Annotated in this window: 22 protein-coding genes; 19 read left to right on the top strand and 3 right to left on the bottom strand. The window is 69.9% G+C overall.

Features of this window, described 5'->3' with window-relative positions; translation table 11 throughout:
* Window positions 1-13: 13 nt before the first annotated feature.
* Complete coding sequence (locus RCP38_RS01095; protein ID WP_308477458.1) at window positions 14-964, bottom strand: 2-hydroxyacid dehydrogenase; 951 nt, start codon at window positions 962-964, stop codon at window positions 14-16.
* Between the two features lie 2 nt (window positions 965-966).
* A complete protein-coding gene (locus RCP38_RS01100; protein ID WP_308474868.1) occupies window positions 967-1,608 on the bottom strand; it encodes a TetR/AcrR family transcriptional regulator in 642 nt (213 codons plus the stop codon).
* Between the two features lie 91 nt (window positions 1,609-1,699).
* Between RCP38_RS01100 and RCP38_RS01105 the strand changes: the two genes are divergently transcribed.
* The 4 genes from RCP38_RS01105 to RCP38_RS01120 all read left to right on the top strand — a co-directional run bounded on the left by RCP38_RS01105 (window position 1,700) and on the right by RCP38_RS01120 (window position 5,068).
* The gene (locus RCP38_RS01105; RefSeq protein WP_308474869.1) at window positions 1,700-2,275 is read left to right on the top strand and encodes a VOC family protein; all 576 of its coding nucleotides are present in this window, start codon (window positions 1,700-1,702) and stop codon (window positions 2,273-2,275) included.
* Window positions 2,276-2,351: 76 nt separating this feature from the next.
* Window positions 2,352-2,852 carry a hypothetical protein gene (locus tag RCP38_RS01110; RefSeq protein ID WP_308474870.1) on the top strand — a complete coding sequence of 167 codons (501 nt, stop codon included), beginning with the start codon at window positions 2,352-2,354 and terminating at the stop codon, window positions 2,850-2,852.
* A gap of 69 nt (window positions 2,853-2,921) precedes the next feature.
* Entirely contained in the window at window positions 2,922-3,746 is an 825-nt protein-coding gene (gene fdhD, locus RCP38_RS01115) for a formate dehydrogenase accessory sulfurtransferase FdhD (protein WP_308474871.1), read from the top strand.
* Between the two features lie 119 nt (window positions 3,747-3,865).
* Window positions 3,866-5,068, top strand: a complete 1,203-nt coding sequence (locus tag RCP38_RS01120) for a hypothetical protein (RefSeq protein ID WP_308474872.1) — start codon at window positions 3,866-3,868, stop codon at window positions 5,066-5,068.
* Here RCP38_RS01120 and RCP38_RS01125 read toward each other — a convergent pair.
* Window positions 5,065-5,613, bottom strand: coding sequence for a hypothetical protein (locus tag RCP38_RS01125; protein WP_308474873.1), 549 nt, complete (start codon window positions 5,611-5,613; stop codon window positions 5,065-5,067). The two genes, RCP38_RS01120 and RCP38_RS01125, sit on opposite strands and share 4 nt — an antisense overlap.
* Before the next feature lie 98 nt (window positions 5,614-5,711).
* Between RCP38_RS01125 and RCP38_RS01130 the strand changes: the two genes are divergently transcribed.
* The 15 genes from RCP38_RS01130 to RCP38_RS01200 all read left to right on the top strand — a co-directional run bounded on the left by RCP38_RS01130 (window position 5,712) and on the right by RCP38_RS01200 (window position 21,761).
* On the top strand, window positions 5,712-6,170 hold the full coding sequence (locus tag RCP38_RS01130; protein WP_373692418.1) for a hypothetical protein: 459 nt from the start codon (window positions 5,712-5,714) through the stop codon (window positions 6,168-6,170).
* Window positions 6,167-6,943 (top strand): hypothetical protein, encoded by a 777-nt coding sequence (locus RCP38_RS01135; RefSeq protein ID WP_308474875.1) that lies wholly within the window; start codon window positions 6,167-6,169, stop codon window positions 6,941-6,943. The genes RCP38_RS01130 and RCP38_RS01135 overlap by 4 nt, the downstream gene beginning before the upstream one ends.
* 115 nt (window positions 6,944-7,058) lie before the next feature.
* Window positions 7,059-7,358, top strand: a complete 300-nt coding sequence (locus RCP38_RS01140) for a PE family protein (RefSeq protein ID WP_308474876.1) — start codon at window positions 7,059-7,061, stop codon at window positions 7,356-7,358.
* A 10-nt stretch (window positions 7,359-7,368) separates the two neighbouring features.
* Window positions 7,369-8,940 (top strand): PPE family protein, encoded by a 1,572-nt coding sequence (locus tag RCP38_RS01145; protein ID WP_308474877.1) that lies wholly within the window; start codon window positions 7,369-7,371, stop codon window positions 8,938-8,940.
* Window positions 8,941-9,110: 170 nt separating this feature from the next.
* Entirely contained in the window at window positions 9,111-9,404 is a 294-nt protein-coding gene (locus tag RCP38_RS01150; RefSeq protein WP_308474878.1) for a type VII secretion protein EsxS, read from the top strand.
* A gap of 14 nt (window positions 9,405-9,418) precedes the next feature.
* Window positions 9,419-9,706: a WXG100 family type VII secretion target gene (locus RCP38_RS01155; RefSeq protein ID WP_308474879.1), complete on the top strand. Its 288-nt coding sequence runs from the start codon at window positions 9,419-9,421 to the stop codon at window positions 9,704-9,706.
* A gap of 97 nt (window positions 9,707-9,803) precedes the next feature.
* Entirely contained in the window at window positions 9,804-10,703 is a 900-nt protein-coding gene (locus tag RCP38_RS01160) for a class I SAM-dependent methyltransferase (RefSeq protein ID WP_308477459.1), read from the top strand.
* A 274-nt stretch (window positions 10,704-10,977) separates the two neighbouring features.
* Window positions 10,978-12,822 (top strand): type VII secretion AAA-ATPase EccA, encoded by a 1,845-nt coding sequence (gene eccA, locus RCP38_RS01165; protein ID WP_308474880.1) that lies wholly within the window; start codon window positions 10,978-10,980, stop codon window positions 12,820-12,822.
* Window positions 12,819-14,441, top strand: a complete 1,623-nt coding sequence (gene eccB, locus RCP38_RS01170) for a type VII secretion protein EccB (RefSeq protein ID WP_308474881.1) — start codon at window positions 12,819-12,821, stop codon at window positions 14,439-14,441. The genes eccA and eccB overlap by 4 nt, the downstream gene beginning before the upstream one ends.
* Window positions 14,438-18,400 (top strand): type VII secretion protein EccCa, encoded by a 3,963-nt coding sequence (gene eccCa, locus RCP38_RS01175; RefSeq protein ID WP_308474882.1) that lies wholly within the window; start codon window positions 14,438-14,440, stop codon window positions 18,398-18,400. Before eccB ends, eccCa begins: the two co-directional genes overlap by 4 nt.
* Window positions 18,401-18,431: 31 nt before the next feature.
* A complete protein-coding gene (locus RCP38_RS01180; protein ID WP_308474883.1) occupies window positions 18,432-18,743 on the top strand; it encodes a PE family protein in 312 nt (103 codons plus the stop codon).
* Between the two features lie 2 nt (window positions 18,744-18,745).
* Window positions 18,746-20,194, top strand: coding sequence for a PPE family protein (locus RCP38_RS01185; protein ID WP_373692536.1), 1,449 nt, complete (start codon window positions 18,746-18,748; stop codon window positions 20,192-20,194).
* Window positions 20,195-20,243: 49 nt separating this feature from the next.
* Window positions 20,244-20,537 (top strand): type VII secretion protein EsxS, encoded by a 294-nt coding sequence (locus RCP38_RS01190; protein WP_308474878.1) that lies wholly within the window; start codon window positions 20,244-20,246, stop codon window positions 20,535-20,537.
* A 14-nt stretch (window positions 20,538-20,551) separates the two neighbouring features.
* Window positions 20,552-20,839 carry a WXG100 family type VII secretion target gene (locus RCP38_RS01195; RefSeq protein ID WP_308474879.1) on the top strand — a complete coding sequence of 96 codons (288 nt, stop codon included), beginning with the start codon at window positions 20,552-20,554 and terminating at the stop codon, window positions 20,837-20,839.
* A 46-nt stretch (window positions 20,840-20,885) separates the two neighbouring features.
* Complete coding sequence (locus RCP38_RS01200) at window positions 20,886-21,761, top strand: ESX secretion-associated protein EspG (RefSeq protein WP_308474885.1); 876 nt, start codon at window positions 20,886-20,888, stop codon at window positions 21,759-21,761.
* Window positions 21,762-21,781 lie beyond the last annotated feature (20 nt).

Raw genomic sequence — 21,781 nt, forward strand, 5'->3', positions numbered from 1 at the left:
GCGTGTGGTCAATCTAACAACCAGTCGGTTGGTTGACTACGTGGGTCAGGTCCCGCCCATCGCGCAACCGGCGGCAGTTGTCGACGGCCGCCACGAGGTAGCGGCGCATGGTGTCGGCGGTGTACCAACTGACGTGCGGGGTCAGCACCACGTTGTCCAGCCGGAGCAGCGGGCTCTCGCCGGTGACCGGCTCCACGGCGAACACGTCCAGACCCGCCCCGGCCAACCGCCCGCTGCCCAGCGCCTCGGCCAGGGCCGCCTCGTCGACGATCGGACCGCGGGAGGTGTTGACCAGCACCGCATCCGGCTTCATCCGCGCCAGCGCGGCACGGTCGATCAAGCCGGCGGTGGCGGCGGTCAGCGGTACATGCAGCGAGACGATGTCGGCGCCGGCCAGCAGTTCCGGCAGCGGGCGCCAACCGGGGGTGCCGTCGTCGCCGGTGCTGGTGTGCAGCACGGTCGCCCCCATCGCGGTGACGATGCGGTCCACCTGCCGGGCGATGTCGCCGTATCCGATCAGCCCGACGGTGCAACCACCGATGTCGCGGCAGTGTTCGCCCAGCCCGGGATCGGTCGGCCAGCCGCGTAGTTCTCGGGTGGCGCGGTCCAGCGGCAGCAGCCGGCGCAGCACCGCCAGCATCAGCAGTACGGTGCCCTCGGCGACCGAGGCCGCATTGGCGCCGGGCATGTTGGCCACCGCGATACCGTGCTGCGTCGCGACGTCGACGTCGATGGTGTTGATGCCGACCCCGAACTTGTGCACCAGGCGCAGCCGCGGCCCGGCGCGCAGGTCGTCACCGGAGAGCGGCCGCAGCACATGCCAGAGCACCTCGGCGTCGGCGATCTCGCGGTAGAAGGTCGCGTCGTCGTCGGCGGCGCACCAGCGGATGTCGAGCCAATCGGACTCGGGTGCAACGAATTCGGCGACCTTCGGGCCGGGAACGAAGTGCGCCAGCACGCGCATGATCAGCAACTCTCCTCGGTGTAGATCGCGCGATAGAAGATGTTGGCCAGGGTGCGGATGCACGCCTCGTCGTCGGGGCCGTCGCCGGCACGGGGTGTGGCGAGCTGGACGTAGCAGAACTGGTTGAGCATCGACACGATGGCCACCGCGAGCAGTTCCGGGTCGTCGTCGGGGCAGTGCCCTTCGGCCTGGGCGCGTTTGACCGTCTCGGTGATATAGCCGACGGGCACCGCACAGATCTCGGCCCAGTACCGGGCGAAGTCGTCGTTGACCATCGCCAGCTGGGAGACTCCGACCATCTCGGCCAGCCGGTTGCGGTAGGTGTGCCAGTGCGCGGCCGCGGCCTGCGCTATCCGTTCGCGATCGGACAGTCCGTGCCGCACCACGCCGGCCGCCCGCTCGGTCGCCTCGTCGCGGAAGCGCAGCGCCCACTGCCGCACCATCGCCTCTTTGGAGTCGTAGTAGTTGTAGAACGATGCCGCGGACCGCCCCGCCTCGGTGGTGATGTCGGCGATGGTGGTGGCCAGCACGCCTTTCCGGGCGATCACCGCGCGGGCGGCCGCGTCGATCGCGGCCTGGGTGCGCCGCCCCCGGTGGGTGGGCAACGGGTCGCGGTGACCGGGTTGCTCGGGGTTGATCGACACCGGGGCGGGCTTCCTGTCGCGGTCGGGCCTGGATCGGATGTGAATCTGATGTTAGATTCAGTTTCAGATCTTCGCCAGAGGAGCCACTGCAGTGATCAAACCGCACGGTGTCAACACCGAATTCGAACTCAACGGGATCAACCATGTGGCGCTGGTGTGTTCGGATATGGAACGCACCGTCGACTTCTACAGCAACGTCCTGGGCATGCCGTTGATCAAGTCCCTGGACCTGCCCGGCGGGATGGGGCAGCACTTCTTCTTCGACGCCGGCAACGGCGACTGCGTGGCCTTCTTCTGGTTCCGCGACGCGCCGGACCGGGTGCCGGGCATCTCGTCACCGGTCGCCATCCCCGGTATCGGCGAGATCGTCAGCGCGGTGAGCACGATGAACCACCTGGCCTTCCACGTACCGGCGGACAAGTTCGACGCCTATCGGCAGCGTCTCAAGGACAAGGGCGTGCGGGTGGGCCCGGTGCTCAACCACGACGACTCGGAATTCCAGGCCAGCGCCGTCGTGCACCCGGGGGTGTACGTGCGCTCCTTCTACTTCCTGGACCCGGACGGCATCACCTTGGAATTCGCCTGCTGGATCAAGGATTTCGACGACGACGTCGAACATGTTGCGCCCAAGACGGCCGCCGACCGACAGGTTCCCGCAGCCACCTGACCCGGACGGTGGCGCCTGGTGTGTCGGCCGAACGGTCGATGTCCCCGGGTGGGCGATCCGCGTACGGTTCGTCTGCATGGGCGTGTTCATGCTGGTGGCCGGGCTGTTGCTCGCCGCCGACGTGCTTGCGCTCGTCCTGGGCGCGAAAACCCCACGGGTGTTCGGGGCGCTGCGCCGGCACGACGGCGAGGCGATATTCCGTCATCCCCTGACCTTCCGGACCGCCGCAGACGTGACCACCGTCGCCGACCAGATCGCCGCGGACATGGCCTCCGACCAGCCGGACGGTGCATCCGCCTATCGGCTGACCACCGCGGAACCGGTCGCCGACAGCTCGTTGTACGTCCTCATATTCCGTGCCGGCGACGAATCCGGATCACGGACGGTCATGGAGACGTCGGTCGTACTCACGCCGGCCGACGGCGGGACGACGGGCTCGGTGGGCGTCGAGGCGTGGCGGACCGTCGGCGGAGCCGTCGACACGGCCGCCCTGCTCAGCGCCCGGTCGGTCCGAGACCGGGTGCGCCGCGCGGTCACCGGACTCGATGCGCAGGCCGAATTCAGCGAGAGCCGATAGCGCAGGCCGGCCGAGCCGCCATCCCGGGGTTCCGTGCTCGCGGTGACCGCCACCGGCCATGATGGGACGGTGAGCCGGATAACGCAGCGCAGGCGGGTCAGTCGCCTGGTCGCCGGGGAAGCGACGCAGCGACCGGAGACGCTGGTGGTCGAAGAACCACTGGAGATCCGGCTGAACGGCGAACCGCTGACCGTCACGATGCGCACTCCCGGCGCGGATGTCGAACTGGCACAGGGCTTCCTGCTGACCGAAGGGATCATCGCCGAACGCGACGACGTGGTGACCGCGCGGTTCTGCGGTCCCAAAGACGCCGAGAACACCTACAACGTGCTGGACGTCCGGCTGGCGCCGCACGTGCCGCCGCCGACGGTCGACATCTCCCGCAACTTCTACGCCACCTCGTCGTGCGGTATCTGCGGCAAGGCATCGCTGGACGCGGTGCGTCTCGCCGGCCGCTACCACCCGGCCGAGGACCCGGTCGAGGTGAGCGCGGCCGCATTGAGCGCCATGCCCGATCAGTTGCGCGCCGCCCAGGACGTCTTCGCCAGCACCGGGGGTCTGCACGCCGCGGCGTTGTTCGACTTCGACGACGGCGGTGCGATGCAGGTGGTGCGCGAGGACGTGGGCCGGCACAACGCCGTCGACAAGGTGATCGGGTGGGCGCTCGAACGGCGACGGATCCCGCTGACCGCGACCGTGTTGCTGGTCAGCGGGCGCGCGTCCTTCGAACTGACTCAGAAGGCGGTGATGGCCGGTATCCCCGTGCTGGCCGCGGTCTCGGCGCCGTCGTCGCTGGCGGTCGATCTGGCTGCGGAATGCGGACTGACCCTGGTCGGTTTTCTGCGCGGCGACTCGATGAACGTGTACAGCCGGCCGGACCGCATCACCGGATGATCTGTCGATGAAAGTTTGCAATATCGGATGGACTGCCTGATTGTTGGCGCATCTTCGGTATCGGGGTTTAGTGTGTTCTGACTGAGTAAACCCTGGCCGGAACCCCGAGGAGGTGCCCGATGGTCAGTCGCCGTCCGGACCGGAGTCATTGGACCCGCACGCTTGCGATCGGTGCCGCCGCCGGGGCCTTCCTGGCCGCGGGTACCGCGCCGGTCGCCCATGCCGACCTGTGGGACCTGTTCGTCGATCCGGTGGGGGATGTCGGCGACTTGGTCCCGGGTGACGCCGACGCGGGCCCGCTCGACTTCTTCGAGTCGATCAACGACTCGCTGCAGGACTGGCTCGCCACCGACTCGGGCGCGCAGATCGCCGAGATGATCAACGAGCCGTTCGTCTATCTGTTCGGTCGCGACCTGATCGGCAACGGCCTCGATGGCTTCACCGACGCGAACACCTCGCTGCTCGGTAGCACCGGCATGTTCGGCGACCTCGGTGACGGCGGCTTCCTGTTCGGTGACGGCGGGGCCGGTGCTGCGGGTGAGGTCGGCGTCAACGGCGGCGCGGGCTGGGCGGGTGGCGACGCCGGCATGTTCGGCAACGGCGGCGACGGCGGTGCGGGCGCGGCCGGCGGTGACGGCGGTGCCGGTGGCGCCGGCGGCAGCATGTTCGGCAACGGCGGAAACGGGGGCGACGGCGGGGCGTCCACCGGGGTCGCGGTACCCGGCGGTGCCGGCGGTGCCGGCGGCAACGCCGGTTCCTGGTTCGGCGACGGCGGCGACGGCGGCGACGGCGGGATCGGCCTGCTGGGTGTCCAGGGGGTCGCCGCCGGGGCGGGGAGCGCCGGCGGCAACGGTGGTGCGGGCGGCAACGGCGCATCCCTGGGCTTCGGCAACGGCGGCAACGGCGGTGCCGGCGGCACCGGCGGTGACGGGGCCGCGGTGAGCGGCGGTGGCGGTGGCGGCGGTGGTGGGACCGGCGGTGGTGGCGGCGGTAACTCGGCCAGCAACACCGCGGGCGGCAACGGCGGCCGCGGTGGCGCCGGCGGAAGCGCCGGCTTGATGTCCGGCGACGGCGGCAACGGCGGGGCCGGCGGCAACGGTGGCTACGCCGGTGTCCGGGGACCGGACAGTCCCGGCGGCCAGGGCGGTACGGGCGGCCAGGGCGGTGCCGGCAGCATCGGCGGAAGCAACGGTGAAGCCGGTGCCACCGGCAACACCCCCGGCAGCCGCGGCGGCGGTGGCGGTGGCTGCGTCCCCAACCCCGGCGGCGGTGGCCCGGGTGGCCCCGGCAGCGGCACCGGCTGTAACGGTGGTGACTCCTAGCGGCGGTGTGGCTCCGGGGCCGCGCGGTCGATGACCGTGGCGGCCACCCACCCGAGCAGCCCCGCAATCAGGCCGAACCCGAGGTGGAACAATGCCTTGTCGCCGAGGCCGGCCGGCCCCGGGTGATGGCCGCCGAAGAACACCGTCGCGACCGGAACGGCAAGCGCGACCAGGTGAATCGGCGCTGCGGCCAGGGCGACCAGCCATCGGCGGCCGCGCACCGCGGCGCTCGAGGTCAACAGGAACAGCAACGTCGCGGCGCCCAGGTAACGAACCCCGGCCCAAGGTCCGGGCCCGGACTGCATCAGTGCTGTGACGGCTGTCGACGCCGCGCCCACTATCAGTACGGTCTGGGGTCGGCGTGCGGTCAAGGCCACCGCGACCAGCAGCGTCAACCACACCAGTCCGCGATGCCCGGGCAGGCCCAGGGGCATTCGCATCTCCGACGAGAGCGCGATCACGGCCGCGGCGGCAGCCGGGAAGATCACCTCGCGGGCCCAGGTGATGGCGTTGGGTTGCCGGGTGGTCCAGGGCAGCACGGTCATCGCCTCAAGGTAGGCCGACCGGGTGGGCTGCACAACCTCAGCTGAGGAACGGATCGCTGTGTGGTCGCTTGAATACGCCCTTTGGCAGGCTTACCGTCATGCACATGCGGTCATCTGTGGGGCGGGTGTTGGGCACGGGCCTGTTCGCTCTCGCCGTGACCGCGGGCCTGGGCGGTTGCGCCACGCCCACCGGCACTGAAGCCGCCGCTTCGGGCGGGTACCGTCTCGTCGTCCAGCGCGACGGCCGGGTGCTGGACGAACTCGACCTGGCTCGGCTGCGGGACCTGCCCCAGACCGAGATCGCTACCCCGCAGTCGCACGGGAACCCGGTGCAACGGGGCCCGGCGGTGCGGGCGGTCCTCGAGGCTGCCGGCGCGGCCGATGTCCACCGGGTCCGTTTCGAGGGCCGCGACCCCGCGCAGACGCTGACCGCCGCGGAGCTCACCGACCGCGTCGTGTTGAGTTTCACCAAGCGCGACACCGTGAAGCTGGCGGGCGCCGACCTGGGCCGTGACCGGTGGGTTCGCGACGTGCGCACCGTGGTCGTCGATCCGTGACCGTTTTCGCCGGCGTCGACCTGCTGATCGGCATCGACGACACCGACGACCGGTTCAGCCCCGGGACCGGACGGCGGGCCCGGGCCCTGCTGAAAGAGCTGGCCGCTGCCGGGCTCGGCAGCGAGGCCGGGGCCACCCGCCACCAGCTCCTCGTCGACGACCGGGTCCCCTACACCTCGCACAATTCCAGCGCCTGTCTGGCCTGGCGCAGCCCCGGCGGCGACCCGCACGCGGTGCGGGAGGAGATCATCGGCTTCGTCGCACAGTTCTTGGAACGAATCTGTCCGCCCGCTGCGGATCCCGGTCTGGCCGTGGCGATCCCGGCGGATCTGTCCGATCCGCACCCGCTGGTCGATTTCGGGAGGCGGGCCAAGCGGGAAGTGCTGCAGCGCGCGGAAGCCGTCCGCCTCGGCGCCGAGCTCGGGGTCCATGTGTCCGGGCACGGCGGTACGCACGACGGGGTGCTGGGCGCGTTGGCGGCGGTCGGACTGCAGCTCTCCGGCGACGACGGACTGTTCATCACCCTGCCGGGGTTGGGCGAGCTGCCCACCGCGGCGACCGTCGACGAGTTGCTGGCGAGCGTGCCGATCGACGAGGCCCGCGATGCCCGCGGTGACCGTCCGGCGCCGGGCGAGCTCATCGAGTTGGGCGACTGGGTGCGCCCGGTGCTGTTGCAGGGCCGGGCCGTGCTGCTGCTGGATCCACCGCTGCGGCAGACCGATGGGCGGCATCGTTGGCGGACGGCGCCGCGTGCGGTGGTCAAAAAGCATTGACGACTATCCGCAACTACGGGGAACCATACGTCAACATTCAGGCATATCGTGACTAACGCAGCGTGATAGGTCCGCAGGTATGGTTTGCATAGTCGGCGTGGAAGGGGGTTCTGTCATGGTCTTGAACGTGGTGCCCGAAGGCCTCGCCGCGACGAGTGCGGCCGTGGAGGCGATCACCGCCGGGTTGGCGGCCGCGCATGCCGCCGCGGCACCGCTGATCACCGCGGTGGCGCCGCCGGCCGTCGACCCGGTGTCATTGCAGGCCGCGGCGGAACTCAGCCTGCAGGGCGCCCAGCATCAGGCGGTCGCCGCGCACGGCACCGCGGTGTTGGGCCGGGCCGGTGTCGGGGTGGCCCGCGCCGGGGTGAACTACTCCTTGGCCGATACCGCGGCCGCCGCGGGCTACCCGCGGTAGCGCTGGTCTGATGCCGGCACCGACAGTCTGGATGGCGGCTCCGCCGGAGGTGCATTCGGCGATGCTGAGCACCGGGCCGGGGCCGGGGGCGCTGTTGGCGGCAGCGGCGGCCTGGTCGACATTGAGCGATCAATATCTCAGTGCTGCAACCGAACTCACCGCCGTTCTCGCCGACGCCCAGGGGGTGTGGGACGGTCCGGCCGCCGCGGACTACGCGGCCGCACATCTGCCGTACGTGTCCTGGTTGCAGCTGGCCGGGGCGCTGAGCGCCCGCAGTGCCGTGCAGCACCAGACGATCGCGGCGTCCTACAGCGCCGCCCTGGCGTCGATGCCCACCCTGGCGGAGTTGGCCGCCAACCATGCCACCCATGCGGTGTTGGTGGCCACCAACTTCTTCGGAGTCAACACCGTGCCGATCGCGGTGAACGAGGCCGACTACGTGCGGATGTGGACGCAGGCGGCCACCGTCATGAGCTCCTATCAGGCCGCCGTCGAGGCCGCTCGCGGCCTGGGGCATTCCAGCGGCAGCACCCGGGCCGGCATCGCCGCGGCCGGCGACGGATCGGGGGGTGGAGGCGGTGGCGGCAACGGCGGAAACAGCGGTGGCGGTGGCGGATCGTTCGACCTGCCCACTCCCGCGGAGATCTGGCAGATGCTGTTCGGGGCCGACGGTCAGCAGGTGCCGGGGCAGGGCCAGCCGAACTGGAGTCCCGCCGAATTCCTGAAGAACCTGAGCAATTTCGTCAACGGCAACGAGAAGGCGCTGGCCTGGCTGCAGCAGAACTTCCAGGGCGTGCTGACGCCGGCCCAATGGTGGCAGCTGACGAGTTACTTCGTCGCCTGGCAGACCTACCGGGCGGTGAACTGGACGCTGCGCAGCCTGCGGTTTCTGGCGCAGTTGTCACCGCTGTTGACCAGCGTCGGACTCGACCTGGCGATCGGCGGCCTGGCGGCCGTCGTGCCGCCGGCGGGCCTGGCCGGGCTTGCCGGGTTGGCCGGGGTCCCCACACCGGCGACGCCACCCCCGCTACCCGTCGCGCCTCCGGTCGTGGCGCCGGTCCCACCCGGCGGAACGACATCCCCCGCACCCAACCCCGCCGCGATGACGAACCCGCAACCGGCATCGGCCGTCGCCGGGGCTTCGGCGCCACCGGTTCCCGCCGGCGTCGCGCCGCCGCCGCCGACGGCACCCCCGCTGATCGGCGCCGAAGGCACCTTTCCCGGGTATCTGGTGGGCGGGCTTCCCGGGTCGCAGCGCACCGCGGAGAGGTCCGGCGTGAAATCGACGCGCCCGGCCGCCGGCGTCGCAGCCGCGGAACCGGCCACCGAGCCGACGCCCGGTCCGGTCGGGCGGGCCGGACGGCACCGGCACCGGCTGATCGATCCCGGCTACCGCTACGAATATCTGGAGGGTCACGAGCCGGCCGGCGCGGGCTTCGCGGGAACGTTCGGCCGCAGTGGGGCGGTGCGCGCCGCCGGGCTGGCGCAGTTGGCCGGCTCCGAACTCGGCGGCGGACCCACCGTCCCGATGGTGCCCGACTCCTGGGCGCCGGGAAGTGAATCCGTATTATCGGATGAATAGTCGTTCAGGGGTTCGTAGATCGTGGTCGATGACTTAAAGTTGATCCTTAGTTATCGGCCCGCCGCGGAGCGCTCTCGACGAGGCGAGCGGAGATCCGGCCGAGAGGTGCGGGGAACTCGAGCGGCCCAGCCGGCGACTAATTCGGTAGTGCCGAAAAAAGGGGTGTGGTGATGAGTTTGTTGGACGCGCATATTCCGCAGTTGGTGGCGTCGGAGTCGGCGTTTGGTGCCAAGGCGGCGTTGATGAGGTCGACGATGGCGCAGGCGGAGCAGGCGGCGATGTCGGCACAGGCGTTTCATACCGGTGAGGCGGCGGCGGCGTTTCAGGGGTCGCATGCGCGGTTTGTGGCGATGGCGGCGCGGGTGAATGCGTTGCTGGATATGGCGCAGGTGAATTTGGCGGATGCCGGTTCTACGTATGTGGCGGCCGATGCTGCTGCTGCGTCGGGTTACACCGGGGTTTAGGGAGGTTTGGTGCGATGACGCAGATTATGTACAACTATCCGGCGATGTTGGCGCATGCGGCGGAGATGAACGGGTATGCGGGTGCGTTGCAGGCGGTGGGTGCTGATATCGCCAGTGAGCAGGCGGCGTTGCAGGCGGCGTGGCAGGGCGATACGGGGATGACGTATCAGGCGTGGCAGGCGCAGTGGAATCAGGTGATGGAGGAGTTGGTGCGGGCGTATCACGCGATGGCGGCCACCCATGAGGCCAACACGATGATGATGAACGCGCGTGACACCGCCGAAGCCGCCAAGTGGGGCTGACGGCAGGCGGAATCTGGCCTGTCGCGAGTGGTCCGGACGGCATTTTTAGGGTAGTTCCACGATGCTTACTCGAGAGTAAGGTCGGAGAATGTCGTTAATGCGGAGTGCGGGGGATAGCTGGGACATCACCACCAGCGTGGGTTCGACGGCCTTGTTCGTGGCCACGGCGCGGGCGTTGGAGGCCGCCCGGGCGGACCCGGCGGCGATCGATCCCTATGCGGAGATGTTCTGTCGGGCCGTCGGCGGGGACTGGGCGGCGGTCCTGGGCGGGCACCTGCCGGACCATGAGCTGTTGTCGGAGGATTTCGGCCAGCACTTCGTCAACTTCCAGGCCGCCCGCACCCGCTATTTCGACGAGTACTTCAGCGGTGCGGTGGATGCCGGGGTGCGTCAGGTGGTCATCCTGGCCGCCGGACTCGACTCGCGGGCCTTTCGGTTGTCCTGGCCGGCCGGGACGACGATCTTCGAGTTGGATCAGCCGCAGGTGCTGGCGTTCAAGGGTTACGTGCTCTCGCAGCACGGCATTCGCCCCACCGCCACCCGGCACGAGGTCGCCGTCGACCTGCGGGAGGACTGGCCGCAGGCGCTGCGTAACGCAGGCTTCGACCCGAACAGGCCGTCGGCGTGGATAGCCGAGGGCCTGTTGATCTATCTGCCCGCGCTCGCGCAGCGGCAGTTGTTCGCGGGCATCGACGCCCTGGCGGTGTCGGGCAGCCATCTCGCGGTCGAGGACGGTGCGCCCATGCCCCAGGAGTCGTTCGAGGCGGCGGTCGCCGCCGAAGTCCAGGCCGGTGACGCCAAGCGCAGCTTCCATCGGCTGGTCTACAACGAGCGGCACGCGCCGGCCGACCTGTGGTTCGGGGACCGGGGCTGGGAATCGGCCGTGACGCCGCTGGCCGCGTGCCTGCGCGGGCTGGGGCGTCCGGTGCCGGACCCGGAGACCGACGCCGGCCAGATGATCCTGCGGAACTCGTTGGTCTGGGCCGTCAAGAGGTAGCGGTGTGGTTGCCGGCGGGTGCCAGGTCCGTGGTGGAACGCCTGTCGGGCATGCGGTAACGTGCGGAGCAACCGAAAATCATTTTCAATAAGGAGTCGGTGATGGTTTGGGGCGACCTCGGCGCGTCGGCGTCCGGTTCGCGGTCCGGAAGGTCGCAGGTGGCAAGGGTGAAACCCGTTCGGCGACCGGCGGGAGCGATCTCGACAGTTAGCTTATGCAATGCTAACTTCAGCCGGGTTGGTTCAGTCAAAAACAGCGAAGGAGCGAGCCACGCATGAACAACGGTGATGCGGCTCTGCTCGCTCCGCAGCAGCCCGGGTCGACCCGGATAGACGAAGAAACCCTCAGCCGGTTCGCGACCTGCTGCCGAGCCCTCGGCATCGAGGTCTACCAGCGGAAGCGCCCCGCAGATCTGGCGGCGGCCCGCACCGGTTTCGCGGCGCTGACCCGGGTCGCCCACGAGCAGTGCGACGCCTGGACGGGGCTGGCCGCCGCGGGCGACCAGTCGCCGCGGGTGCTGGCGGCCATCGCCGAGACCGCCGCCACCGCCGGCGCCCTGCAACGGCGTCTGGACCTGGAGGCCGGTGCGCTCGGATTCCACTACGACACCGGGCTGTACCTGAAGCTGCGCGCCACCGACGCCGACGACTTCCAGCTGGCCCACGCCGCGCAACTGGCGATGGCCGGCCGCTGCGGCGAGGCGAACGCCATCGTCTCCGAGATCGCCGAACGGCGGCCCGGCTGGAACGACGTCCGCTGGATGGCGATCGCGGTGAACCACCACGCCGGGCGCTGGTCGGACATGGTCAAGCTGTTGACCCCGATCGTCAACGACTCCGGCCGCGACGAACTGTTCAGCCATGCCGCCAAGATCGCCCTCGGTATCGCCCTGGCGCGGTTGGGCATGTACGCCCCGGCGTTGTCCTACCTGGAGGAGCCGGAAGGCCCGATCGCCGTCGCGGCCACCGACGGCGCATTGGCCAAGGGCCTGATCCTGCGCGCACAGGGCGACGACGAGACCGCCGAGGAGGTGCTGCAGGACCTCTACGCCGCCAACCCGGAGAACGAACAGGTCGAGCACGCCCTGCTCGACACCAGCTTCGGGATCGTCACCACCACCGCAGCCCGGATCGAGGCCCGGACCGACCCCTGGGACCCCGACACCGAGCCGAGTGCCGAAGATTTCGTCGACCCGGCCGCCCACGAGCGCAAGGCCGAACTGATGGCCGAAGCCGAGCGTGAGCTCGGCGAGTTCATCGGTTTGGCCGAGGTCAAGAACCAGGTGCAGCGGCTCAAGAGCTCGGTGGCCATGGAGGTGGTGCGTAAGCAGCACGGCCTGGCGGTCGGTCAGCGCACCCACCACCTGGTCTTCGCCGGCCCGCCCGGAACCGGTAAGACCACCATCGCCCGCGTGGTGGCCAAGATCTACTGCGGCCTGGGGCTGCTCAAGAAAGAGAACATCAGAGAGGTGCACCGTGCCGACCTGATCGGCCAGCACATCGGTGAGACCGAGGCGAAGACCAACGCGATCATCGACAGCGCCCTGGACGGCGTGCTGTTCCTCGACGAGGCCTACGCGCTGGTGGCCACCGGCGCCAAGAACGACTTCGGTCTGGTCGCCATCGACACCCTGCTGGCGCGGATGGAGAACGACCGCGACCGGCTGGTGGTGATCGTCGCCGGCTACCGGGCCGACCTGGATCGGTTCCTGGACACCAACGAAGGTCTGCGGTCGCGTTTCACCCGCAGCATCGACTTCCCGTCCTACCAGCCGCCGGAACTGGTGGAGATCGCCCACAAGATGGCCGAGCAGCGCGACAGCCTTTTCGAGCAGTCCGCACTCGAAGAGATGCAGTCGCTGTTCGGGCAGTTGGCCGAGGCGACGCACCCCGACGCCAACGGCGTCGCGCGGCGCAGCCTCGACATCGCCGGCAACGGCCGGTTCGTCCGAAACCTGGTCGAACGCTCCGAGGAGGAGCGCGAATTCCGGCTTGACCATTCCGAACAGTCCGGCACCGGGGTGTTCACCGATGAGGAGCTCATGACCATCACGACCGAAGACGTTCGTAACTCGGTGGCGCCGTTGCTGCGTGGCCTGGGCCTGGAGGCCAAGGCGTGAGCGCCTCGACCGACCGCCCGGAGGAGGAGCGGCGTTCGTTCGCCTCGCGCACCCCGGTCAACGACAACCCGGACCGGGTCGAGTACCGCCGGGGCTTCGTCACCAAACATCAGGTCAGCGGATGGCGTTTCGTCATGCGCCGCATCGCCTCCGGGGTAGCGCTGCACGACACCCGGATGCTGGTGGAGCCGCTGCGCGCGCAGGCGCGTGCGGTGCTGATGGGCCTGCTGGTGTTGGCCACCGTGGCGGGCGGCTGCTTCGTGTTCACCCTGATCTGGCCCAACAGTGCGGCCAACGACGACCCGGTGCTGGCGGACCGGTCCACCTCCGCGCTGTACGTGCGGGTCGGCGACCAACTGCACCCGGTGCTGAACCTGACCTCCGCGCGCTTGATCGCCGGCCGTCCGGTCAACCCGACCATGGTGAAGAGCACCGCGCTGGACAAGTTCGCCCGCGGCAACCTGATCGGCATCCCCGGTGCCCCGGAGCGGATGGTGGCCAACACCGCCCGTGACGCGGACTGGACGGTCTGCGACTCGGTGGCCGACTCGGTCGGCGGAACGACCGTGATCGCCGGGCCGCTGGCCGACGGCGGATCCCGGGCCGGCGCACTCGACGCGCAGCAGGCGGTGCTGGCCGACAACGGTTCCGGCGCCTGGCTGCTGTGGGACGGCAAGCGCAGCCGGATCGACCTGTCCGACCACGCCGTCACCGCGGCACTGGGCCTGGGTGAGCGCGGATCGGCGGTGCCCACGCCGCGATCGATCGCCACCGGCCTGTTCAACGCGATCCCCGAGGCCCCCGCCCTGGTGGCGCCGGCGATCGCCGGCGCCGGTGACAAGCCGTCCTACGACCTGCACGCGGACGTGCCGGTGGGCGCGGTCGTCTCGGCGCACTCGCTGGACGGCGACGCCGAGGACACCCTGCGCTACTACGCGGTACTCGACGACGGGCTGCAGCCCATCTCCGGTGTGCTGGCGGCGGTGCTGCGCAACACCGACTCGCAGGGCCTCGGTCGGCCGCCGCTGCTGGGTGCCGACGACATCGCGCGGCTGCCGGTCTCGCGGCAACTCGACGTCTCGCGCTTCCCCGAGCGGCCGGTCACCATCACCGACACGGTGTCGGCCCCGGTCACCTGCGCGCACTGGAACCGGACCGCCGGCGCCAGCACGAGTTCGATGACGCTGCTCTCCGGTTCGTCGCTGCCGCTGCGCGACGGCATCCGCACCCTGGACCTGGTGGGCGCGGGAGTCGGCGGGACCGCCGCCCGGGTCGCCCTGGCGCCGGGATCGGGTTACTTCGTCCAGAGCGTCAGCAGCGACCCGACGGCCGATCCGACTGCGGGCCCGCTGTTCTGGATCTCCGACACCGGTGTGCGCTACGGCATCAACACCGAGGGCGGAACCAACAGCGGCGAGGGCGACACCGTCTCCGCGCTGGGCTTGAGCGAACCGGCGCTGCCCATCCCGTGGTCGGTGCTGTCGCAGTTCGCCCAGGGACCCACCTTGTCGCGCGCCGACGCACTGCTCGCACACGACGGACTTGCCCCGGATCAGCGGCCCGGCCGTCGCGCCGCCGCCGAACTGGGTGCCGCACCTAACGGGGGAGAGACCCGATGAGTCGTTTGATTTTCGAGGCACGTCGCCGGCTGCCGGCGCCGCCGATGGACAAGGGCACCATCACCATCGAGCCGCCGCCGGAGCTGCCGCGGATGGTTCCCGCGTCGTTCCTGCAGCGCGCGCTGCCGGTGGTGATCGTGATCCTGATCGTGGGCATGGTGATCGCGATGGTCGCCACCGGGATGCGGCTGATCTCCCCGGTGATGCTGTTCTTCCCGTTCGCGCTGCTGGTCGCCGCGGCCGGTATCTACCGGGGCGGGGACAAGAAGGCCCGTACCGTCGAAGTCGACGCCGAGCGCGCCGACTACCTGCGCTACCTGTCGGTGGTGCGCGACAACATCCGGGGTTCGGCCGCCAAGCAGCGGGCCGCCGCCGAGTGGTCGCACCCCGATCCGGCGGATCTGACGGCCGTGCCGGGTTCGCGTCGGCAGTGGGAGCGCGACCCGCACGACGACGACTTCCTGGTGGTGCGTACCGGGCGGCACGCCGTCCCGCTGGCCAGTGCGGTGCGTGTCACCGACACCGCCGACGAGATCGACCTGGAACCGGTGTCGCACAGCGCCTTGCGCAGCCTGCTCGACACCCAGCGCACGGTCCGCGACGTCCCGGTCGGGATGGACCTGACGACGGTTTCGCGGGTCACGGTGCTCGGCGAGGGCGACGCGGCCGCCACCGACGTGCGCGCCGCGGTCCGCGCCTGGGTGGCCCAGGCCGTCACCTGGCACGACCCGACCATGCTCGGGGTGGCGTTGGCCTCACCGGAGCTGGAGAGTGCGGACTGGTCCTGGCTGAAGTGGTTGCCCCACACCGACATCGCCGGCTCGGTCGACGGGGTGGGCCCGGCCCGCTACCTGGCGAGCAGCGCCGAGGAACTGATCGCGTTGCTGGCCCCGGTGCTGGCGCAGCGCCCGCCCTACGACGGCGGTGCGGCCGAGTCCTGCCGGCACCTGCTGGTGATCGTCGACGACCCGGACTTCGACCTGACCGCTTCGGCGCTCGGTGCCGCGCGCGCCGGGGTCACCATCGTGACGCGCAGTGCGACGGCGCCGAGCCGGGAACAGTATTCCGACCCCGAGCGCCCGATCCTGCGCATCACCGCCGGCGGCGGTGCCATCGACCGGTGGGCCACCGGTGGCTGGCAGCGGTACGTCGATGCCGCCGACCGGTTGGGTGCGGACGAGGCGGCGCATCTGGCACGCCGGCTGTCGCGGTGGGACTCCAACCCCACCCATGCCGGACTGCGGTCGGCCGGTACCCGCGGCGCGACCTTCACCACGCTGCTGGGCATCAACGACGCCTCCCGACTGGATGTGCCCGCACTGTGGGCGCCGCGCAGTCGCGAGGAGGAACTGCGTGTTCCGATCGGCGTGACCGCGACCGGTGAGCCACTGATCTTCGACCTCAAGGACGAGGCCGAGGGCGGCATGGGCCCGCACGGGTTGATGATCGGTATGACGGGTTCGGGTAAGTCGCAGACCCTGATGGCGATCCTGTTGTCGCTGTTGACCACCCACCCCGCCGACCGGCTGATCGTGATCTACGCCGACTTCAAGGGTGAGGCCGGCGCCGACATCTTCAGGCACTTCCCGCAGGTCGTCGCGGTCATCTCGAACATGGCCGAGAAGAAGTCGCTGGCCGACCGGTTCGCCGACACGCTGCGCGGCGAGGTCGCCCGGCGTGAGCTGCTGCTGCGCGAGGCGGGCCGCGCGGTCCAGGGCAGTGCCTTCAACTCGGTGACCGAGTACGAGTCCGCGATCGCCGCCGGGCACGACCTGGCCCCGATCCCGACCCTGTTCATCGTCGCCGACGAGTTCACGCTGATGCTCGCCGACCACCCCGAGTACGCCGAACTGTTCGACTACGTTGCGCGCAAGGGACGTTCGTTCCGGATCCACATCCTGTTCGCCTCCCAGACCCTGGACGTCGGCAAGATCAAGGACATCGACAAGAACACCTCGTACCGGATCGGTCTGAAGGTGGCCAGCCCGAGCGTCTCGCGGCAGATCATCGGGGTCGAGGACGCCTACCACATCGAATCGGGCAAGGAGCACAAGGGCGAAGGCTTCCTGGTCCCGGCTCCGGGTGCCGCCCCGATCAAGTTCCGCTCCACCTACGTCGACGGCATCTACGACCCGCCGCAGACGTCGCGCTCGGTGGTGCTGCACGCCCTGCCCGAGCCGAAGCTGTTCACCGCGGGTGCGGTGGCCACCGGTGAGGACACCGTGATCGTGACCGAGCCCGAGGACGAGATCGTCGGGCCGCCGCGCAAGCTGATCGCCACGATCGGCGACCAGTTGGCCAACTACGGCCCGCAGGCGCCGGCACTGTGGCTGGCTCCGCTGGACGAGCCGATTCCGCTGGCCGCGTCGCTGGCCGGATCCGGTATCGGCGAGCGGCAGCTGCGCTGGCCGCTCGGCGAGATCGACAAGCCGTTCGACATGCGCCGCGACCCGCTGGTGTTCGACGCCCGCTCGGCGTCGGGGAACCTGCTCATCCACGGCGGGCCGAAGTCCGGCAAGACCACAGCGCTGCAGACGTTCATCCTCTCGGCCGCGGCGTTGCACTCGCCGCGCGAGGTCAGCTTCTACTGCCTGGACTACGGCGGCGGCCAGCTGCGCGCGGTCGAGGACCTCGCCCACGTCGGCAGCGTCGCCTCCGGGCTGGAGCCCGAGCGGATCCGGCGGACGTTCGGTGAGCTCGAGCAGCTGCTCACCGCGCGCCAGCAGCGCGAGGCGTTCCGGGACGGCAGCGTCGGGGCGTTCAACGACGGCTACGGCGAGGTGTTCCTGGTCATCGACAACCTCTACGCCTTCAGCCGGGACAACACCGACCAGTTCAACACCCGAAACCCGTTGCTGGCCAAGGTGACCGAGCTGGTGAACGTCGGTTTGGCCTACGGCATCCACGTCGTGGTGACCACCCCGAGCTGGCTCGAGGTGCCGCTGGCGATGCGCGACGGACTGGGTCTGCGGCTCGAACTCAAGCTGCACGACGCCCGCGACAGCAACGTGCGGGTGGCCGGGGCGCTGACTCGGCCGGCCGAGGCGGTCCCGGCGAATCAGCCGGGGCGCGGCCTGACCATGGCGGCCGAGCACTTCCTGATCGCGCAGCCGGATCTGAGCCAGATCGCCGAGCTCAACGCCCGGCACCCCGGCCTGGCCGCACCGCCGGTGCGATTGCTGCCGACCAACCTCGCTCCCGAAGAGGTCGGTGTGCTCTATCCGGCCGCCGAACACGTCGTCATCGGTGTGCGCGAAGAGGACCTGGCTCCGGTCGAGGTCGACTTCACCGCCAACCCGCTGCTGATGGTGCTCGGCGACAACAAGTCCGGCAAGACCACCTTGCTGCGCCACATCATCCGCACCGTGCGCGAGCACTCCACCGCGGACCAGGTGGCGTTCACCGTGATCGACCGCCGGCTGCATCTGGTCGACGAGCCGCTGTTCGCCGACAACGAGTACACCGCCAACGTCGACCGGGTGATCCCGGCGATGCTGGGCCTCTCGGCGCTGATCGGCTCCCGCCGGCCACCGGCGGGACTGTCCGCGGCGGACCTGGCCGGGTGGACCTACGAAGGCCACACCCACTACCTGATCATCGACGACGTCGACACCATTCCGGATTCGCCGGCGTTGAGCGGCCCGTACGCCGGTCAGCGGCCGTGGACCAACCTGATCGGCCTGCTGGCCCAGGCCGGGGATCTGGGGCTGCGGGTGATCGTCACCGGGCGTGCCACCGGTTCGGCGCACGCGCTGATGACCAACCCGCTGCTGCGTCGCCTCAACGACCTGCAGGCGACCACGCTGATGCTCTCGGGTAACCCCGCGGACAGCGGCAAGATCCGCGGCCAGCGGTTCGGCCGACTGCCGGCCGGCCGGGCGATGCTGCTCGGCGACACCGACGAACCCACCTACCTGCAGTTGGTCAATCCGTTGTTCAGCCAGAGCCTGACGCGCTGATGCGCGTCGGCGTGTGGAAGGAGAAACTGTCATGACCCTCAACGTGCTTCCCGAAGGTCTGGCCGCTGCCAGCGCGGCGGTCGAGGCGTTGACCGCTCGACTGGCGGCCGCGCAGGCCAGCGCCGCCCCGTTGATCACCGCGGTGGTCCCCCCGGCGGCCGACCCGGTGTCGTTGCAGACCGCCGCCGGTTTCAGTGCGCAGGGCAGCGAGCACGCCGCGGTGGCCGCGCAGGGCGCCGCCGAACTGGGCCGTGCCGGTGTCGGTGTCGGCGAGTCCGGCGTCAACTACGCGGCCGGTGACGCCGCGGGTGCTTCGACCTACTTCTTGGGCGCCCGCGGCTGATGATTCCCGCCCCGGTCTGGATCGCCTCCCCCCCGGAGGTGCATTCGGCATTGCTGAGCAGCGGACCCGGTCCGGGTCCGTTGTTGTCGGCTGCCGGGGTGTGGAATGCGCTCAGCGTCGAGTACTCCTCGGCGGCAGACGAGCTCGGCGCGCTGCTCGGTGCGGTGCAGACCGGTGCGTGGCAGGGGCCCAGCGCCGAGCGGTATCTGGCGGCGCACGCGCCGTATCTGGCCTGGCTGGGCCAGGCCAGCGCCGACAGTGCCGGGGTGGCCGCACAGCACGAAGTGGCCGCCACCGCCTACGCCAGTGCGTTGGCGACCATGCCGACCCTGGCCGAGCTGGCCGCCAACCATGTCACGCACGGGACGCTGGTGGCCACCAACTTCTTCGGGATCAACACCATTCCGATCGCGCTCAACGAGGCCGACTACGTCCGGATGTGGATCCAGGCCGCCACCACCATGAGCACCTATCACGCGGTGTCGGGGGCGGCGTTGGCATCGGCGCCGCGCGCGGTGCAGGCGCCGCCGGTGGTCAAGGCCGACACCGCGCTGCCCGCCGAGGACACCTCGTCGGGTGACGGGGATTTCTTCACCCGGCTCTTCGAGCAACTCGGCCAGCTACTGGCCGACCCGGTCGGCGTGATCCGCGAGATCCTGTCCACCCCGGGTGCCCTGGTCACCTGGTTCCCGTTGCTGTTCTTCATTGCTTACGAGGCCTTCTTCATTCCGTTCGGCTGGACCTTCTGGGGGGTCATGCTGGGCGCAGCGGTGGCCGCACCGATCATGCTCGGCGTCGGCCTGGCCTATCTCGCGGATCTGCTGGGCGGCGACTGGACCCTCGACGAGGCGCCGGCGCCGGCGCCGGGCGTGGCCCCGTCGGCGGACCGGCCGATCGTGGCGGTGGCGGGCTTCGGCCCCGGGATCGCCACCCCCGGCGCGGCCGGTGTTCCCGCCGCACCGGCCACCTCCACGGTGGCGGCGCCGCCCGCGGCGGCCGGGGCGATGGGATTCGGGTACCTGGTCAGTGGCGCCGACCCGGGCACCAGTCTGGGGCCGACCCTCACCGAGGGAAACAAGGCCAAAGCGCCCGCCGCCCGGGTGCCCGCGGCTGCGGCGGCGGTCGGTGCCTCCGCCCGGGAGCGGTCTCGGGCACGCCGTCGGCGCCGTGCGGTGCTGCACGACCACGCCGACGAATTCATGGATATGAACGCCGGTCCCGGTCCCGCCGATGCGGCGCCGGAGACGGCGCCGTCGGCGGCCGGTTCGGACCGCGGCGCCGGAACGTTGGGCTTCACCGGAACCGTCGGCAAGCGTGCCGAGGCGACGGCATCCGGGCTGACCACCTTGACCGGTGACGGATTCGGCGGGGGCCCCAGTGCGCCGATGTTGCCCGAAACCTGGGGCGAGCAAGAACGTGTCGACACGGAGCCGGAAGCCGGGTCGACCTAGAAGTGCCGAAGAAAACAGCAGTGATGACAATCGAGAAAGGGGTGTGGTGATGAGTTTGTTGGATGCGCATATTCCGCAGTTGGTGGCGTCGGAGTCGGCGTTTGGTGCCAAGGCGGCGTTGATGCGGTCGACGATGGCGCAGGCGGAGCAGGCGGCGATGTCGGCGCAGGCGTTTCATACCGGTGAGGCGGCGGCGGCGTTTCAGGGGTCGCATGCGCGGTTTGTGGCGATGGCGGCGCGGGTGAATGCGTTGCTGGATATGGCGCAGGTGAATTTGGCGGATGCCGGTTCTACGTATGTGGCGGCCGATGCTGCTGCTGCGTCGGGTTACACCGGGGTTTAGGGAGGTTTTGTGCGATGACGCAGATTATGTACAACTATCCGGCGATGTTGGCGCATGCGGCGGAGATGAACGGGTATGCGGGTGCGTTGCAGGCGGTGGGTGCTGATATCGCCAGTGAGCAGGCGGCGTTGCAGGCGGCGTGGCAGGGCGATACGGGGATGACGTATCAGGCGTGGCAGGCGCAGTGGAATCAGGTGATGGAGGAGTTGGTGCGGGCGTATCACGCGATGGCGGCCACCCATGAGGCCAACACGATGATGATGAACGCGCGCGACACCGCCGAAGCCGCCAAGTGGGGCTGATTCTCCCTATGCACGAGGCCTGTTCGACGGTGAGGCGGTGATTGGGGTGACTGTGGCACCCAACGCCGCCGAACTCACCGTCGAGCAGGCCTGGTACATCGCCGAAACCGTCGGCGCCGGATCTTTTCCGTGGGTGTTGGCGATCACCATGCCCTACACCGACGCCGGGGAACGCGGCGCGTTCATGGCACGTCAGCGTGACGAGCTGACCCGGATGGGAGTCGTCTCCCCGGAGGGCACGGTCAATCCGGCTGTGGCCGAATGGATCCGGGTGGTGTGCTTCCCGGACCGCTGGCTGGACCTGCGCTATGTGAGTTCGTCCGCCGGCGGGACGCCCGAGATGTTGCGGGGCATCGTCGCGCGCCGCGACGGCGGCACCGGAAAATCCGGCCGCACCGTGGTGGCGCTGCGCAACGCCCAATTGGTCACCTTCACGATGATGGACATCGACGACCCCCGGCTGCTGGTGCCGGTGCTCGGCGCGGGCCTGCGGCAGCGGCCGCCGGCCCGATTCGACGAGTTCACCCTGCCCGCCCGCGTCGGCGCCCGCGCCGACGAACGGCTGCGTGCCGGTACCCCACTTACCGAAGTGCTTGACTACCTGGGTATTCCAGCCTCGGCACGCCCGATCGTCGAGTCGGTGTTCAGCGGCCCGCGCAGTTACGTCGAGGTCGTCGCCGGTTGCGCGCGAGACGGGCGGCACACCACCACCGACGTCGGAATGAGTCTGGTCGACACCGATGCGGGCCGCATTCTGGTCACGCCGTCGCAAGCCTTCGACGGTGAATGGGTGTCGACGTTCCGCCCCGGGAACGACTTTGCGACCGCGGTCGCGATCGAACAGCTGACCGCCACCCTGCCCGAGGGCAGCTGGTTCCCCGGTCAACGGCTGTCCAGAGATTTCACCACCCAGCTGTCCTGAACAGCACGAACAACGTCCTT

It is taken from the genome of Mycolicibacter sp. MU0083 (assembly GCF_963378075.1).
GTDB lineage: Bacteria > Actinomycetota > Actinomycetes > Mycobacteriales > Mycobacteriaceae > Mycobacterium > Mycobacterium kokjensenii.

What these genes read in the sequence shown, in the direction of transcription:
- RCP38_RS01145 (WP_308474877.1), top strand. Translation starts at nt 7,369, where the DNA reads ATGCCGGCACCGACAGTCTGGATGGCGGCTCCGCCGGAGGTGCATTCG.
- RCP38_RS01195 (WP_308474879.1), top strand. Translation starts at nt 20,552, where the DNA reads ATGACGCAGATTATGTACAACTATCCGGCGATGTTGGCGCATGCGGCG.
- RCP38_RS01180 (WP_308474883.1), top strand. Translation starts at nt 18,432, where the DNA reads ATGACCCTCAACGTGCTTCCCGAAGGTCTGGCCGCTGCCAGCGCGGCG.
- eccCa (WP_308474882.1), top strand. Translation starts at nt 14,438, where the DNA reads ATGAGTCGTTTGATTTTCGAGGCACGTCGCCGGCTGCCGGCGCCGCCG.
- RCP38_RS01125 (WP_308474873.1), bottom strand. Translation starts at nt 5,613, where the DNA reads ATGACCGTGCTGCCCTGGACCACCCGGCAACCCAACGCCATCACCTGG.
- RCP38_RS01120 (WP_308474872.1), top strand. Translation starts at nt 3,866, where the DNA reads ATGGTCAGTCGCCGTCCGGACCGGAGTCATTGGACCCGCACGCTTGCG.
- RCP38_RS01160 (WP_308477459.1), top strand. Translation starts at nt 9,804, where the DNA reads ATGCGGAGTGCGGGGGATAGCTGGGACATCACCACCAGCGTGGGTTCG.
- RCP38_RS01095 (WP_308477458.1), bottom strand. Translation starts at nt 964, where the DNA reads ATGCGCGTGCTGGCGCACTTCGTTCCCGGCCCGAAGGTCGCCGAATTC.
- RCP38_RS01140 (WP_308474876.1), top strand. Translation starts at nt 7,059, where the DNA reads ATGGTCTTGAACGTGGTGCCCGAAGGCCTCGCCGCGACGAGTGCGGCC.
- RCP38_RS01150 (WP_308474878.1), top strand. Translation starts at nt 9,111, where the DNA reads ATGAGTTTGTTGGACGCGCATATTCCGCAGTTGGTGGCGTCGGAGTCG.
- eccA (WP_308474880.1), top strand. Translation starts at nt 10,978, where the DNA reads ATGAACAACGGTGATGCGGCTCTGCTCGCTCCGCAGCAGCCCGGGTCG.
- RCP38_RS01110 (WP_308474870.1), top strand. Translation starts at nt 2,352, where the DNA reads ATGGGCGTGTTCATGCTGGTGGCCGGGCTGTTGCTCGCCGCCGACGTG.
- RCP38_RS01190 (WP_308474878.1), top strand. Translation starts at nt 20,244, where the DNA reads ATGAGTTTGTTGGATGCGCATATTCCGCAGTTGGTGGCGTCGGAGTCG.
- RCP38_RS01130 (WP_373692418.1), top strand. Translation starts at nt 5,712, where the DNA reads ATGCACATGCGGTCATCTGTGGGGCGGGTGTTGGGCACGGGCCTGTTC.
- RCP38_RS01155 (WP_308474879.1), top strand. Translation starts at nt 9,419, where the DNA reads ATGACGCAGATTATGTACAACTATCCGGCGATGTTGGCGCATGCGGCG.